Here is a 12,197-nt window from a genome sequence, read left to right as displayed (position 1 = left end):
TCGGTGACCCGCGCCGTCGAGCATTGATCACGCCGCGATCGGCGGCGAACCCCCAACAGGAGTCATCCATGTCGCAACCGATTCAACCTGGTCTCTTCCTGCGTCGCGTGCTGTGGGCCGATGCGCTCGTCAGCGCCGCGGTCGGCGCCGTGATGGCGCTGGGCGCGAGCCCGCTGCACGGCCAGCTCGGCATGCCCGGTTCGGTGCTGGCGCTGGCCGGCGTTGCGCTGTTTCCCTACGCCGCCTACGTAGCCTGGCTCGCGACGCGGCGCCGCGTGCCGCGCGCGGCGATCTGGGTCGCGATCGTCGTGAACCTGGTCTGGGCGATCGATTGCGGCCTGCTGATGGTCGGCACGGCCATGCCCCTCACGCCGTTGGGCGAGGGCTTCCTGGTGCTGCAGGTCGTCACCGTGCTCGCCTTCGCGGCGCTGGAGTTCATCGGGTTGAAGCGCGGCTGCGCTATCGTCCCTGCGTGACCGCGACGACGAGACCTTCCGCAACCGCGCGCCAGCGCTTCGACCGCCTCGACGCGCTGCGCGCGGTCGCGATCGTCTGGATGGCGCTGTTCCATTTCTGCTTCGACCTGAACTACTTCGGCTTCATCCGCCAGAACTTCTACGCCGACCCGTTCTGGACCCTGCAGCGCAGCTGCATCGTCAGCCTGTTCCTGTTCTGCGCCGGGCTCGGCCAGGCGATCGCGCTCGAGCAGCGCCAGCCCTGGCCGCGCTTCTGGCGCCGCTGGGCGCAGGTGGCGGGCTGCGCGTTGCTGGTGACGATCGGTTCGCTGTGGATGTTCCCGCGCAGCTACATCAGCTTCGGGGTCTTGCACTGCATCGCGCTTGCGCTGATCGTGATGCGGGTGAGCGGCGGCGCGGGGCGTTGGCTGTGGCCGCTCGGGCTCGTCGCGATCCTGCTGCCGCAGTTCGTTCAGCACCCCTTCTTCGACACGCGCTGGACCAACGGGCTCGGCCTGGTCACCCGCAAGCCGGTCACCGAGGACTACGTGCCGCTGCTGCCGTGGCTCGGCGTGATGTGGTGGGGCATGGCGGCGGGCCAGTGGGTGCTGGTGCAGCGCCGCGACTGGCTCACCGGTACGCTGCCCGCGGCGCTCGCGCCGCTCGCGACGCTCGGCCGCTGGAGCCTGAGCTTCTACATGCTGCACCAACCGGTGCTGATCGGCGCGCTCATGCTGGTCTCCACGTTGCGCCGCTGAGTCCGCGTGGCTGCGCTGGGGCAGCCTGGCCTTCAACGCGCCGTATGCCAAGCCCTGCGATTGGGTCGTCTCCGGCCGTCCTGCCGACGGCATCGGGCCGGGGAAGCCCTGCGGCCTTCGCGGCGCGAACGCGCTATCTGCTGAAGACCGATCCGAGCTACCGCAGCTGCCTGGTCGACGACCGCTGCGCCCGCCGCGGTCGCGACTGAACGGTCGCGGTGCCGGTCAACCGCCGCGCAGCCGCAGCGCGGCGGTGTCGATCGCCGACTTCAGGTCGGCATAGTTGCGTGTCACCGGGAACTGCGGGAACTGCTTGACGATGGCTTCGGGCGGATGGATGAAGAAGCCGGCGTGCGCGGCGCCGAGCATGCCGGTGTCGTTGTAGGAGTCGCCAGCGGCGATCACCTGGAAGTTGAGGCCACGCAGCGCGTTGACGGCGTGGCGCTTCTGGTCCGGCTGGCGCAGCACGTGGCGGCGCACGAAGCCGTCGGCATCGACCTCGAGCTTGTGGCACATCAGGGTCGGCCAGCCCAGTTGCTTCATCAGCGGCTGCGCGAACTCGTAGAACGTGTCGGACAGGATGATCACCTGGTAGCGGCTGCGCAGGTCGTCCAGGAAGTCCTTCGCGCCCGCCATCGGGCCCATGCCCGCGATCACGTCCTGGATGTCGGCCAGCTTCAGCCCGTGCTGCGCGAGCAGGCCGATGCGGAAGTTCATCAGCTTGTCGTAGTCCGGCTCGTCGCGGGTGGTGCGCGACAGTTCCGTGATGCCGGTGCGCTTCGAGAACTCGATCCAGATCTCGGGGAAGAGCACGCCTTCGAGGTCGAGGCAGATCATTTGCATGGGGTGGCTCCGGCGCGGCGGTGGTGAAGGGCGGCGCGGATCGTACCCGACGCGCTAGGGTTGTCGGCTCACGGCCCGCGTCTCGACCCGCTCGGGCCGCACGCCGATGCCGACCAGCCGCGCCGGCAGCCGCCGCAGCACCGCGAAGCGTTGCAGCAGCCGCACCGGCAGCGGCAGCTCGGCGGGCGCCGCGGTGCCGGCGAGCACCGGCGCCAGCACCTCGTTCTGGATCGCGATCTGGGCCCGCTGCGTCACCCGGGCCGGCCAATCGCGGCGGCGCTGCACGGCCTCCAGGTGCTCGGGCGTCAGGCGCTTCTCGCGCAGTGGTTCGGTCAGCAGGTTCGACGCAGCCACCGCGTCCTGGATGGCCAGGTTGATGCCGACGCCGCCGACCGGCGACATCGCATGCGCCGCATCGCCGATGCACAGCAACCCGTCGCGCCACCAGCGCGGCATGCGGCTGATCTGCACACTGAGCAGCTTGATCTGGTCCCAATCGGTCAGCGTCGAACTGCCGGGGACCAGGAATGGCGCGACCGCGCCGACGCGGTCGCGGAACGCGTCGAGGCCGGCGGCCTGCAGGGCGGCGAGCGAGCCCTTCGGGATCACGTATGCGCACTGCCAGTAGTCGCCGCGGTTCAGCGTGACGAGCAGGGCGCCGGGGCGGATCGAGCCCCCGGTCTGCGAGCGCGGGTCGGCGCGGTCGCGCGGGACGCGGAACCAGAGCACGTCGATCGGCGCGGCGAGGTCCTCGCTTGCCAGGCCGGCGCTCCCGCGCAGCGTGGTGTGGCGGCCGTCCGCGGCGACGACCAGGTCGGCGTGGACCGCGAAGCCGCCTTCGGCCGTCTGCACGTTGACGCCGATCACCGCGCCGTCGTCCGGGCGCTCGATCACGCCCAGCGCCTTCGCGCCCAGGCGGAGCGAGAAATTCGGCAGTGCGCGCGCCCGATCCGCGATGAAATCGAGGAAGTCCCATTGCGGCACCAGCACCATGAACGGCCGCGGCGCGTCGAGGTGGGTGAAGTCGGCGATCGTGACGGACTCGCCGTAGACATCGCCGACCAGCTCCGTCACCTCGTCGTGCGGCAGTTTCAGGAAGTCCTCGAGCAGCCCGAGGTCGTCGAGCACGGTCAGCGTGGACGGGTGGATCGTGTCGCCGCGGAAGTCGCGCAGGAAGTCGAGGTGTTTCTCGAGCACGATCACGTCGACACCGGCCCGCGCGAGCAGGAAGCCCAGCATCAGCCCGGCCGGGCCACCGCCGGCGATGCAGCATTCGGTGCGGAGCGAGGGCGTGGCGTCCATGGCGCGATCGTAGGCCGTAACATCGGCGAATGACAAAGGGAAAGCAAGTCCTGTTCGGCTTCCACGCGGTGACCGTGCGACTGAAGTCCGCGCCGCGGTCGGTCCTCGAGGTGCATGTGGACGCCTCGCGGCGCGATCAGCGCATGCGCCAGTTCGTCGAGCGCGCCCGCGAGGCCGGCGTCAAGCTGGTCGACAGCGACGACGAGCGCCTGGCCAAGCTCAGCGGTTCGCAGCGCCACCAGGGCGTCGCCGCGCGGGTCGAGGCGCTGTCGATCAGCAACTCGCTCGACGACACGCTCGACGCCGTCGACGGCCCGGCGCTGCTGCTGGTGCTCGACGGCATCACCGACCCGCACAACCTCGGCGCCTGCCTGCGCGTGGCCGACGGCGCCGGCGCGCATGCGGTGATCGCGCCGAAGGACCACGCGGTCGGCATCAACGCGACGGTCGCGAAGGTCGCGAGCGGCGCGGCCGACACGGTGCCGTACTTCATGGTCACCAACCTGGCACGCACCTTGAATGAGCTGAAGGAGCGCGACATCCGCATCATCGGTACCTCGGACGACGCGCAGCGCTCGCTCTACGACCTCGACCTGACCGGCCCGGTCGCGCTGGTGCTCGGCGCCGAAGGCAGCGGCATGCGCCAGCTCACCGGCAAGACCTGCGACGAGCTGGTCCGCCTGCCGATGGCCGGTGCGGTCGAGAGCCTGAACGTGTCGGTCGCCAGCGGCTTGTGTCTGTACGAAGCGGTGCGCCAGCGCCTCAAGAAGTCGTGAAGGAGAACCATCCATGCCGGTGATCGACGTCAAGCATCCGCTGGTCAAGCACAAGGTCGGCCTGCTGCGCGAGAACGACATCTCCACGAAAAAGTTCCGCGAGCTGACGAACGAGCTCGCGCGCTTGCTCGCGTATGAGGCGACCGCCGATTTCCCGCTCGAGAAGACGACGATCGCATGCTGGAGCGGCCCGGCCGAGATCGAGCGGATCAGCGGCAAGAAGGTCACGGTCGTGCCGATCCTGCGCGCCGGCCTGGGCATGCTCGACGGCGTGCTCGACATGATCCCGAGCGCCAAGGTCAGCGTCGTCGGCCTCAGCCGCAACCACGAGACCCTGCAGCCCGAGAACTACTTCGAGAAGTTTGTCGGCAAGCTGGACGAACGCACCGCGTTGATCATCGACCCGATGCTCGCGACCGCCGGGTCGATGATCGCGACCGTCGATCTGCTGAAGCAGCGCGGCTGCAAGGACATCCGCGCGCTGGTGCTGGTCGCGGCGCCCGAGGGCGTGGCCGCACTCGACAAGGCGCACCCGGACGTGCGCTGCTGGACCGCGTCGATCGACAGCCACCTGAACGAGATCGGTTACATCATCCCCGGCCTGGGCGACGCGGGCGACAAGATCTTCGGCACCAAGTGATGCCCCGCGGTCGACCCGCGGGTTGAACTTTTACCAATCTTGACGCGACATGTCTTGCGGCCGTCACAGGTCGCCCCTAGGCTGTCCGCATGAAGAACATCATCCTGCCTCGCCCGTTCCGCCTGTGGATGACCGGCAGCCTGGCCGTCGTGATGGCCGCGATGATTCCGCTGCGCGGCGCTTCCGAATCGGAACGCAGCCATGCGCTGCGCCTGCTGCGCCACAGTCGCTACGATGTGAGCGAAACGCTGCAGCGCATCGAGCTGGCGGCGCGCGACCGCGGGCTGTCGGTCCTGGCGCGGGTGGCCGGCGCGCCGCCGGTGCTCGTGCTGGCCTCGTCGATCGGCGGCACGCTGGTGGTGATGAACGAGGCCGATTCGCGGCCGGCCATGCCGTTGAGCCTGATGGTCAGCGCAGCGGCCGACGGCGGGGCCGACGTGCTGGTCGCGGCGACGCACGAGGCGAACGCGTCCAGCGACTGGTCGGAGCTGCCGAGTGCGGTGGTGGACGACCTGCGCGCACTGCCCGGCGTGGTCGAGCGCGCGCTCGGCTGAAGGATCGCCGGCCGGCCTCAAACGAAGCCGAGTGCGCCGGCCACGGTGCCGAGCGCGACCAACCACATCGGGCTGAGCTTGGTGCGCAGCATCACGACGATGCTGACGACGATCAGCGCGAGCGCGCCCCAGCGGTGCGCCGGGTCGCGCAGGTAGGGTTCGGCGAGCACCCAGCCGGTCGCGAGCAGCAGGCCCAGCGTCAGCGGCGTCAGCCCGGCGGTGAAGGCGCGCACGAAGCGCGTCTCGCGCCGTTGCGCGCCCCAGCGCGTGGCCCACAAGGACAGCACCGTCGATGGCACCAGGATGCCGGTCATCGTCGCCAGCGTGCCCAGCGGCCCGGCCACGTTCCAGCCGAGCACGGCGACGAACAACACGTTCGGCCCGGGCGCTGCTTGCGCGATCGCGATCGACGCGGTGAATTGGGCGTCCGTCAACCAGTGATGCTCGACGACGATGTAGCGGTGCATGTCGGGCACCGTCGTGATCGCGCCGCCGACCGCGAGCAGGCTCAGGATCAGGAAATGGGTGAACAGGCCGAACAGGTCGGTCGCGTCGAGCTTCATCGCGCCGCCTTCAGCCGCCACCACGCGACGACGATCGCGACCGAGCCGAGCCCGGCGATCACCCACACCAGCGGAATCCGCAGCCACGCGGTGCCGATCAGCGTGAGCGCGCCGAAGCCCAGGCAGATCGGCAATCCCATCGCGTTGCGGCGCAGCGTGCCGAGCAGCTTCAGCCCCGTGGACAGGATCAGCCCCGCCGCGACCGCGCCCATGCCGCGCAGCGCGCCGGTCACCATCGGGTACTGGTCGAAGCGCACGTAGAGCGCCGTCAGCGCCAGCACGATGACCATCGGGGCCATCAGCATTCCGCCGAGCGCGGCCATCGCACCGCGCGTGCCGAAGCTGCGGTCGCCGAACATCAGCGCCAGGTTGACGACGTTCGGGCCCGGCAGCACCTGGCTGATCGCGAGCATCTCGACGAACTGGTCCTTGGTCAACCAGTTGCGGCGCTCGACCAGCTCGCGCTGCGCCACCGGCAACACGCCCCCGAAACCCTGCAACGCGAGCCGGTTGAACGCAAGAAACAACTCGCCGAGCGACTGCGGCACCGCAACGTCGGTGCCGTCCTGCAGCGCGCCCGTGGCCGGTGTCATGCGAACGCCACCTTGCGGCTGCCGGCCCACAGGCTCAACCCGATCGCCGCGAGCAACCAGGCCAGACCCCACCAGTTCAACGGCGCATAACCGCCATGCGAGATCAGCCAGCCGCCGCTCGACGCGCCGACGGCCTGACCCAGGTAGATCGCCGACGTGTTCAGCGCCATCAGCGCGGGAGCCAGCGCCGGCGCCGCCATGCCCAGGCGCGCCTGCTGGGTCGAGTTCGACGAGAAGCAGCCCAGCGCCCACGGGATCAGGATCACCGCGGTGCCGACCAGCGTGCTGCCAAGCGGCCACAGCAGCAGCGAGACGGCGATCAGCGACAGCGCCACCGCCACCGCCACGTTCGGCCCGACCCGATCGATCACGCGCGTCAGCACCACGTTGCCGACCAGCCCGAACGCGCCGAACCACATCAACAGCATCGTGATCTGCTCGGTGCTCGCGCCGAGCTGGTGCTTGTAGTAGGGCGCGAAGTACGAGAACAGCGTGAACTGCCCGGCGCCCGAGAGCGCGGTGACCAGCACCATCGCCATCAGCACGGGGCTGGTGAAGACGTCCTTCCAGGCGCGCATCGACAGGGCGGCCGGGCGCACACCGTCGGGCATCACCGCGAAGACCCAGGCGGCCGCGACGATCGACAGCGCCGCGACGGTCGCGAACGCCACCTCCCAGCCGAAGGTCTCGCCGATCCAGGCCGACATCGGCAGCCCCGCGACCGAGGCGACCGACCAGCCGAGGAAGATGAAGGTGATCGCGCGGCCGCGTTCATGCGGCGCGGCCATGTACCCGATCGCTGCGGCGGCCTGCGGCGTGAACACCGCCGCGGCCAGCATCGTGACGGCGCGCACCGGCCACAGGGCTGCGTAGCTCGGCATGAGCGCGCTCAGCGCATGACCCGCGCCGTACCACACCAGCGCGAGTGCGAGCAGCCGGCGCCGATCGAAGGCCGCGACCCAGCCCGCCAGCAGCGGGGCGCCGAACGCCATCGTCGCCGCCGCGATCGCGATCAGCTGGCCCGCGAGCGCGACCGACACGTCCAGCGAGCGCGCGATGTCGTTGAGCGTGCCGGCCACCGACATCACGCCGCAGCCGATCACGAAGTTGCCGAACATCAGCGCCCAGCGCAAGCTGGCGTGGACCCCTGCCGCAGGCTGCGACGACTCCGGCATCAGCGCATCACTTTCAGCGCCTCGGGGTTGAGGATGTTCGTCGGCGTGCCGTTGATGAAGTTGACGACGTTGTCGAACGCGGCCTTGAAGTACATCTCGTAGCTGTCCTGTTCGACATAGCCGATGTGTGGCGTGCACACCGCGTTCTCGAGCCGCAGCAGCGGGTGGCCCTGCAGGATCGGCTCGCTCTCGAACACGTCGACCGCCGCCATGCCGGGGCGGCCGCGGTTCAGCGCCGAGACCAGCGCGCCTTCCTCGATCAGCTCGGCGCGCGAGGTGTTCACGAGCAGCGCGGTCGGCTTCATGCGCGACAGCGCGTCGAGCTTGACGACGCCGCGCGTGCTGTCATGCAGCCGCAGGTGCAGCGTCAGCACGTCGCAGGCCTCGAAGAAAGCCTCGCAGCTCGGTGCCGCGACATGGCCGTCGCGCGTGGCGCGCTCGCGCGCCGACTCGCTGCCCCACACCGTGATGTGCATGCCGAAGGCGCGGCCGTAACCGGCCACCATCTGGCCGATCTTGCCGTAGCCCCAGATGCCCAGCGTCTTGCCCTTGAGCACCATGCCGAGGCCGAAGTTCGGCGGCATCGACGCCGCCTTCAGCCCCGACTGTTGCCACGCGCCGTGTTTCAGGTTGCCGATGTACTGCGGCAGGCGGCGCATCGCCGCCATGATCAGCGCCCAGGTCAGCTCCGCCGGCGCGACCGGCGAGCCGACGCCCTCGGCCACCGCGATGCCCATGCGCGTGCAGGTCTCCACGTCGATGTGCGAGCCGACCTTGCCGGTTTGCGAGATCAGCTTGAGCTTGGGCAGCTTCTCGAGCAACTGCTTCGGGAACTGGGTGCGCTCGCGGATCAGCACCAGCACGTCCGCATCGCGCAAACGCACCGAGAGCTGGCCGATGCCCTTGACGGTGTTGGTGAAGACCTTGGCGTTCAGCTGCTCCATCACGCTCGCGCACTTGAGTTTGCGCACCGCGTCCTGGTAATCGTCGAGGATGATGATGTTCACGAGGTCGGGAGGGTCCGTCGATGCCTGTGTCGGACCCGATTGTGCACGGCCGCAAGAAGGCCTGTAGCATGCCCGCTCCCTTGTCCACGACCCTGGAGACAGACCCATGTCGATCACCATGCACTCGGCCAGCGCGCCGATCTTCGTCACGATGCTCACGAATCTGTCGGCCTGGCTCGACAAGGCCGAGGCCCACGCGACCGCGAAGAAGTTCGACCCCGCGGTCCTGCTGGCGGCGCGTCTGGCCCCCGACATGCTGCCGTTCACGACCCAGGTGCAGATCTGCTGCGACACCGCCAAGTTCCTGATGGCCCGCCTGGCCGGCGTCGACGCACCGAAGTTCGACGACAGCGAGAAGACCCTGGCCGACCTGCGCGCCCGCATCGCCGCCACCATCGAGTTCGTCAAGTCGGTGCCCGCCGACAGCATCGACGGCACCGAGGAGAAGGACGTGACGCTGCCGCGCCGCACCGGCCCGATCGTGATGAAGGGCGAGGCCTACCTGAAGCACTTCGCGTTGCCGAACTTCTTCTTCCACGCGACGACGGCGTACGCGCTGCTGCGTCACAACGGCGTCGAGATCGGGAAGATGGACTTCCTGGGCGCGCCGAAGGGCTGAACCGTCAGAGTTGCCCGAACTGCGCCTTGCGCTGCGGCGTGTAACGCCACCAGGGCGCGGCGGCGGCCCCGTTCATGAAATCGACGGCGGCCATGAAGGTGTCGAGCACGCACGGATCCTGGCGCTGCCCGGACGCCGTGCACAGCTTGCGGTAGAGCGCGTAGGCATCCTGCCCGCGCAGGTCGGCCGGCCGGGCGATGCCGATCGAGCGCAGGTCGGCCGCGAGCGACGGCCCGATGTTGGGCAGTTGCTCCAGCGTCGCGCACTCGGCGGCGCTGGCCGCCTTGGGTGACTTGATCACGGTCGCAGCAGCCATCTCACAGCATCATGTTGTTGCGGATCAGCCCGACCGCCAGGCCCTCGAGCTCGAACTGCAACTCGCCTGCATCGGCGCCGCCGGTGGGCACGACGATGGTCTGGAAATCGGGGTTCTCGGGAATCAGCTCGATGCCGGTACGGGTGCGCCGGAATCGCTTGACGGTGACCTCGTCACCCAGCCGTGCCACGACGATCTGGCCGTTCTTGGCGTCCTTGGCGCGCTGCACCGCGAGCAGGTCGCCGTCGATGATGCCGGCGTCGCGCATGCTCATGCCGCGGACCTTCAGCAGGTAATCGGGCCGGCGCGGGAACATGCTGGCCTCCATCAGGTAGGTCTGGTCGACGTGCTCCTGCGCGAGGATCGGGCTGCCGGCGGCGACGCGGCCGATCAGCGGCAGCGTGAGCTGCGCCAGGCTCGGCAGGGGCAGCGCGAACTGCTTGCCGCGCTGCTGGTTGAGCTGGCGCAGCGTCTCGGAGCGAAGCCGGATGCCGCGCGACGTGCCGCCGACCAGCTCGATCACGCCCTTGCGCGCCAGTGCCTGCAGGTGTTCTTCGGCCGCGTTGGCCGATTTGAAGCCGAGTTCACTGGCGATCTCGGCGCGGGTCGGCGGGGCGCCGGTGCGCTCGATCGCGCTCTGTACGAGGTCGAGGATCTGCTGCTGGCGATCGGTGAGCTTGGGCGGTTCGTACACTGGGCGTCCTTGAAGCGGATGCGCCGCCGGCACGGCTGAGCGGTGCTGACGATCCATCCAGTACCTGTATTTTCATCCAGCTGACGCAAAAATGCAAAACGAATCGTCCATCGTCGTGGTGCTCGGGACCGGAGGCACCATCGCCGGCGCGGCGAGCGAGGTGACGGACAACGTCGGCTACGTGGCCGCGCAGCGGGGCGTCGCGCAGTTGCTGGCAGCGGTCCCGGCACTGGCCGGTGCACCGATCGAGGCCGAGCAGATCGCGCAACTCGACAGCAAGGACATGACGCACGCGGTCTGGCACACGCTGGCGCTGCGCTGCGCACACCACCTCGCGCGGCCCGAGGTGGCGGGCATCGTCATCACCCACGGCACCGACACGCTCGAGGAGACCGCCTGGTTCCTGCAGCGCACGCTGGCACCGGCCCGGCCGATCGTGCTGGCCGCGGCGATGCGGCCCGCGACCGCGCTGCAGGCGGACGGCCCGCAAAACCTCCTCGACGCGGTCACGGTGGCGCGCACCCCCGGCGCCCGCGGCGTGACGGCGCTGCTGGCGGGTCGCCTGCACGCCGCGGCTGACGTGCGCAAGGTGCATCCCTACCGGCTCGACGCGTTCGCGTCGGGCGATGCGGGGCCGCTGGGCGTGGTGGAGGAGGGCGTTCTGCGGCGGTTCCGCGAGTGGCCATGCGAGCCGTCGCTGGTCGGCGCGGCACAGCTGCCCGCCGATGCGGGCGCGTGGCCGGCGGTCGAGATCGTGACCAGCCATGCCGGCGCGAGCGGCGCGATCGTTGCCGCGCTGTGTGCCGCCGGCACGCGCGGCATCGTCGTCGCGGCCACCGGCAACGGCAGCGTGCACGAGCGCCTGGAGCGGGCGCTGGCAGCAGCCCAGGACGCAGGCGTGTCGGTCTGGCGCAGCACGCGCTGCCTCGACGGGCGGATCATCGACTCGGGCGACACTGCTTTCCCGTCTGCCGGTGCGTTGACGCCCACGAAGGCGCGGATCGAGCTGATGCTGCGCCTGATGGCGGCGCCATCGGCGGCTCAGGCCGCGCGGTCGTCCTGATCGCCGGCGCCGTAGAGGCGGTGCTCGTTCAGGACTTGCAGCGACCGCAGATCGCTCGCCACCTCCGGCGCGAAACCCTGGCGATTCGGCCGCCGTGCCACCAGCAGGTCGTCGAGGTACTCCTCGATCAGGCCCGGATCGCGCCACAGCAGCGCCATGCGGTTGGCGATGCGCGGGTAGCGTGCGGCCAACAGGTCGGGCCGGAAGTCGTCCGGCAGACGCGCCAGCCAGGCCACGGCGGCGTCCGACAGCACCTCGTCACGGTGGCGGCGGGGCGCGCGATGGCGCACCCAGTCGGAGTCGGTCATCAGTTCCGGCGGCTTGGGGCCCTTGGGCGGCGTCGGCGCGGCAGCGCGCAGCAACGTCAGCGGGAACCGGAGAAGCGGCAACAGCTTGCGCATCGTCAGGGCGCCTTCGGCGTGCTGCGACAGGTGATCAGGGGCGCGGGCGCAATCCCGGAAAGGTGCTCTCGCTGAACGGTTGCGTGTCGGCGAAACCGTGTGCCGCGAGTTGCGGCGCTTCGAACAGCAGCCCGCCGGCCAGCGCATTCGCCGCGGGACCGGTCGGCATCGGCGCATGGACCGCCGCGGTCGGTGCGGCCTTGGTCAGGGCCGTGGCAGCCTGGCGCCGGGCGGACAGCTCCTTCTGAAGCTGCGCCACCTGCTCGCGGGCCTTCTTGACCTGTTCGTGCAACACGTCACGGTCCGCATTGACGCGGCCGAGCTTGCTCTCGAGCCGCAGCCGCTCGCGGCGGTACCACCAGCGCGACGCGATGGCCGTCACGGCGATGGCGAGGATGGCGAACAGCAATGCGGTGAGGTCTTGCATGGTTCACTGCC

Annotated in this window: 17 protein-coding genes; 7 read left to right on the top strand and 10 right to left on the bottom strand. The window is 69.8% G+C overall.

The window, feature by feature from the left end; genetic code table 11:
* The first annotated feature begins 68 nt into the window (after window positions 1-68).
* Entirely contained in the window at window positions 69-476 is a 408-nt protein-coding gene (locus ASC76_RS20605) for a hypothetical protein (protein ID WP_082549320.1), read from the top strand.
* Window positions 473-1,213, top strand: a complete 741-nt coding sequence (locus ASC76_RS20600; RefSeq protein ID WP_056470771.1) for a DUF1624 domain-containing protein — start codon at window positions 473-475, stop codon at window positions 1,211-1,213. Before ASC76_RS20605 ends, ASC76_RS20600 begins: the two co-directional genes overlap by 4 nt.
* 225 nt (window positions 1,214-1,438) lie before the next feature.
* On the opposite strand, the gene thrH is transcribed toward ASC76_RS20600, so the two are convergent.
* Complete coding sequence (gene thrH / locus ASC76_RS20595) at window positions 1,439-2,056, bottom strand: bifunctional phosphoserine phosphatase/homoserine phosphotransferase ThrH (protein ID WP_056470768.1); 618 nt, start codon at window positions 2,054-2,056, stop codon at window positions 1,439-1,441.
* 54 nt (window positions 2,057-2,110) lie between these two features.
* A complete protein-coding gene (locus ASC76_RS20590; protein ID WP_056470764.1) occupies window positions 2,111-3,358 on the bottom strand; it encodes an FAD-dependent oxidoreductase in 1,248 nt (415 codons plus the stop codon).
* A gap of 29 nt (window positions 3,359-3,387) precedes the next feature.
* On the opposite strand from ASC76_RS20590, the gene rlmB reads away from it, so the two are divergent.
* From rlmB to ASC76_RS20575, 3 genes are all read left to right on the top strand, one after another.
* On the top strand, window positions 3,388-4,134 hold the full coding sequence (rlmB, locus tag ASC76_RS20585) for a 23S rRNA (guanosine(2251)-2'-O)-methyltransferase RlmB (RefSeq protein WP_056470759.1): 747 nt from the start codon (window positions 3,388-3,390) through the stop codon (window positions 4,132-4,134).
* A 13-nt stretch (window positions 4,135-4,147) separates the two neighbouring features.
* Window positions 4,148-4,774 (top strand): uracil phosphoribosyltransferase, encoded by a 627-nt coding sequence (gene upp / locus ASC76_RS20580; protein ID WP_056470756.1) that lies wholly within the window; start codon window positions 4,148-4,150, stop codon window positions 4,772-4,774.
* 89 nt (window positions 4,775-4,863) lie between these two features.
* Window positions 4,864-5,328, top strand: a complete 465-nt coding sequence (locus ASC76_RS20575; RefSeq protein WP_056470753.1) for a hypothetical protein — start codon at window positions 4,864-4,866, stop codon at window positions 5,326-5,328.
* 17 nt (window positions 5,329-5,345) lie between these two features.
* On the opposite strand, the gene ASC76_RS20570 is transcribed toward ASC76_RS20575, so the two are convergent.
* Genes ASC76_RS20570 through ASC76_RS20555 form a run of 4 tightly spaced genes read right to left on the bottom strand, consistent with a single transcriptional unit; the run spans window position 5,346 to window position 8,666 of the window.
* Window positions 5,346-5,891 (bottom strand): chromate transporter, encoded by a 546-nt coding sequence (locus ASC76_RS20570; RefSeq protein WP_056471229.1) that lies wholly within the window; start codon window positions 5,889-5,891, stop codon window positions 5,346-5,348.
* The gene (locus ASC76_RS20565) at window positions 5,888-6,484 is read right to left on the bottom strand and encodes a chromate transporter (protein WP_056470750.1); all 597 of its coding nucleotides are present in this window, start codon (window positions 6,482-6,484) and stop codon (window positions 5,888-5,890) included. The genes ASC76_RS20570 and ASC76_RS20565 overlap by 4 nt, the downstream gene beginning before the upstream one ends.
* Window positions 6,481-7,659 (bottom strand): MFS transporter, encoded by a 1,179-nt coding sequence (locus ASC76_RS20560; RefSeq protein ID WP_056470748.1) that lies wholly within the window; start codon window positions 7,657-7,659, stop codon window positions 6,481-6,483. Before ASC76_RS20560 ends, ASC76_RS20565 begins: the two co-directional genes overlap by 4 nt.
* On the bottom strand, window positions 7,659-8,666 hold the full coding sequence (locus ASC76_RS20555) for a D-2-hydroxyacid dehydrogenase family protein (protein WP_056470745.1): 1,008 nt from the start codon (window positions 8,664-8,666) through the stop codon (window positions 7,659-7,661). Before ASC76_RS20555 ends, ASC76_RS20560 begins: the two co-directional genes overlap by 1 nt.
* Before the next feature lie 106 nt (window positions 8,667-8,772).
* Between ASC76_RS20555 and ASC76_RS20550 the strand changes: the two genes are divergently transcribed.
* Window positions 8,773-9,285, top strand: coding sequence for a DUF1993 family protein (locus ASC76_RS20550; RefSeq protein WP_056470742.1), 513 nt, complete (start codon window positions 8,773-8,775; stop codon window positions 9,283-9,285).
* Window positions 9,286-9,289: 4 nt separating this feature from the next.
* Here ASC76_RS20550 and ASC76_RS20545 read toward each other — a convergent pair whose 3' ends face one another.
* Window positions 9,290-9,601: a helix-hairpin-helix domain-containing protein gene (locus tag ASC76_RS20545; RefSeq protein WP_082549319.1), complete on the bottom strand. Its 312-nt coding sequence runs from the start codon at window positions 9,599-9,601 to the stop codon at window positions 9,290-9,292.
* 1 nt (window position 9,602) lies between these two features.
* On the bottom strand, window positions 9,603-10,295 hold the full coding sequence (gene lexA, locus ASC76_RS20540; RefSeq protein WP_056470740.1) for a transcriptional repressor LexA: 693 nt from the start codon (window positions 10,293-10,295) through the stop codon (window positions 9,603-9,605).
* A 91-nt stretch (window positions 10,296-10,386) separates the two neighbouring features.
* On the opposite strand from lexA, the gene ASC76_RS20535 reads away from it, so the two are divergent.
* Window positions 10,387-11,358, top strand: coding sequence for an asparaginase (locus ASC76_RS20535; protein WP_056470736.1), 972 nt, complete (start codon window positions 10,387-10,389; stop codon window positions 11,356-11,358).
* On the opposite strand, the gene ASC76_RS20530 is transcribed toward ASC76_RS20535, so the two are convergent.
* A complete protein-coding gene (locus ASC76_RS20530) occupies window positions 11,337-11,759 on the bottom strand; it encodes a hypothetical protein (protein WP_056470735.1) in 423 nt (140 codons plus the stop codon). The genes ASC76_RS20535 and ASC76_RS20530 overlap by 22 nt on opposite strands.
* Before the next feature lie 34 nt (window positions 11,760-11,793).
* Complete coding sequence (locus ASC76_RS20525) at window positions 11,794-12,186, bottom strand: hypothetical protein (RefSeq protein WP_056470732.1); 393 nt, start codon at window positions 12,184-12,186, stop codon at window positions 11,794-11,796.
* Window positions 12,187-12,197: the final 11 nt, after the last annotated feature.

It is taken from the genome of Rhizobacter sp. Root404 (genome assembly GCF_001425865.1).
Classification (GTDB): Bacteria; Pseudomonadota; Gammaproteobacteria; order Burkholderiales; family Burkholderiaceae_C; genus LMDS01.
This window is presented reverse-complemented; position numbering and strand designations above follow the sequence as displayed.

Bases quoted from the DNA above. Each gene is read 5' to 3' on its own strand.
- ASC76_RS20605 (WP_082549320.1), top strand. From the start codon at position 69: ATGTCGCAACCGATTCAACCTGGTCTCTTCCTGCGTCGCGTGCTGTGG.
- thrH (WP_056470768.1), bottom strand. From the start codon at position 2,056: ATGCAAATGATCTGCCTCGACCTCGAAGGCGTGCTCTTCCCCGAGATC.
- ASC76_RS20590 (WP_056470764.1), bottom strand. From the start codon at position 3,358: ATGGACGCCACGCCCTCGCTCCGCACCGAATGCTGCATCGCCGGCGGT.
- rlmB (WP_056470759.1), top strand. From the start codon at position 3,388: ATGACAAAGGGAAAGCAAGTCCTGTTCGGCTTCCACGCGGTGACCGTG.
- upp (WP_056470756.1), top strand. From the start codon at position 4,148: ATGCCGGTGATCGACGTCAAGCATCCGCTGGTCAAGCACAAGGTCGGC.
- ASC76_RS20575 (WP_056470753.1), top strand. From the start codon at position 4,864: ATGAAGAACATCATCCTGCCTCGCCCGTTCCGCCTGTGGATGACCGGC.
- ASC76_RS20570 (WP_056471229.1), bottom strand. From the start codon at position 5,891: ATGAAGCTCGACGCGACCGACCTGTTCGGCCTGTTCACCCATTTCCTG.
- ASC76_RS20565 (WP_056470750.1), bottom strand. From the start codon at position 6,484: ATGACACCGGCCACGGGCGCGCTGCAGGACGGCACCGACGTTGCGGTG.
- ASC76_RS20560 (WP_056470748.1), bottom strand. From the start codon at position 7,659: ATGCCGGAGTCGTCGCAGCCTGCGGCAGGGGTCCACGCCAGCTTGCGC.
- ASC76_RS20550 (WP_056470742.1), top strand. From the start codon at position 8,773: ATGTCGATCACCATGCACTCGGCCAGCGCGCCGATCTTCGTCACGATG.
- ASC76_RS20545 (WP_082549319.1), bottom strand. From the start codon at position 9,601: ATGGCTGCTGCGACCGTGATCAAGTCACCCAAGGCGGCCAGCGCCGCC.
- ASC76_RS20535 (WP_056470736.1), top strand. From the start codon at position 10,387: ATGCAAAACGAATCGTCCATCGTCGTGGTGCTCGGGACCGGAGGCACC.
- ASC76_RS20530 (WP_056470735.1), bottom strand. From the start codon at position 11,759: ATGCGCAAGCTGTTGCCGCTTCTCCGGTTCCCGCTGACGTTGCTGCGC.
- ASC76_RS20525 (WP_056470732.1), bottom strand. From the start codon at position 12,186: ATGCAAGACCTCACCGCATTGCTGTTCGCCATCCTCGCCATCGCCGTG.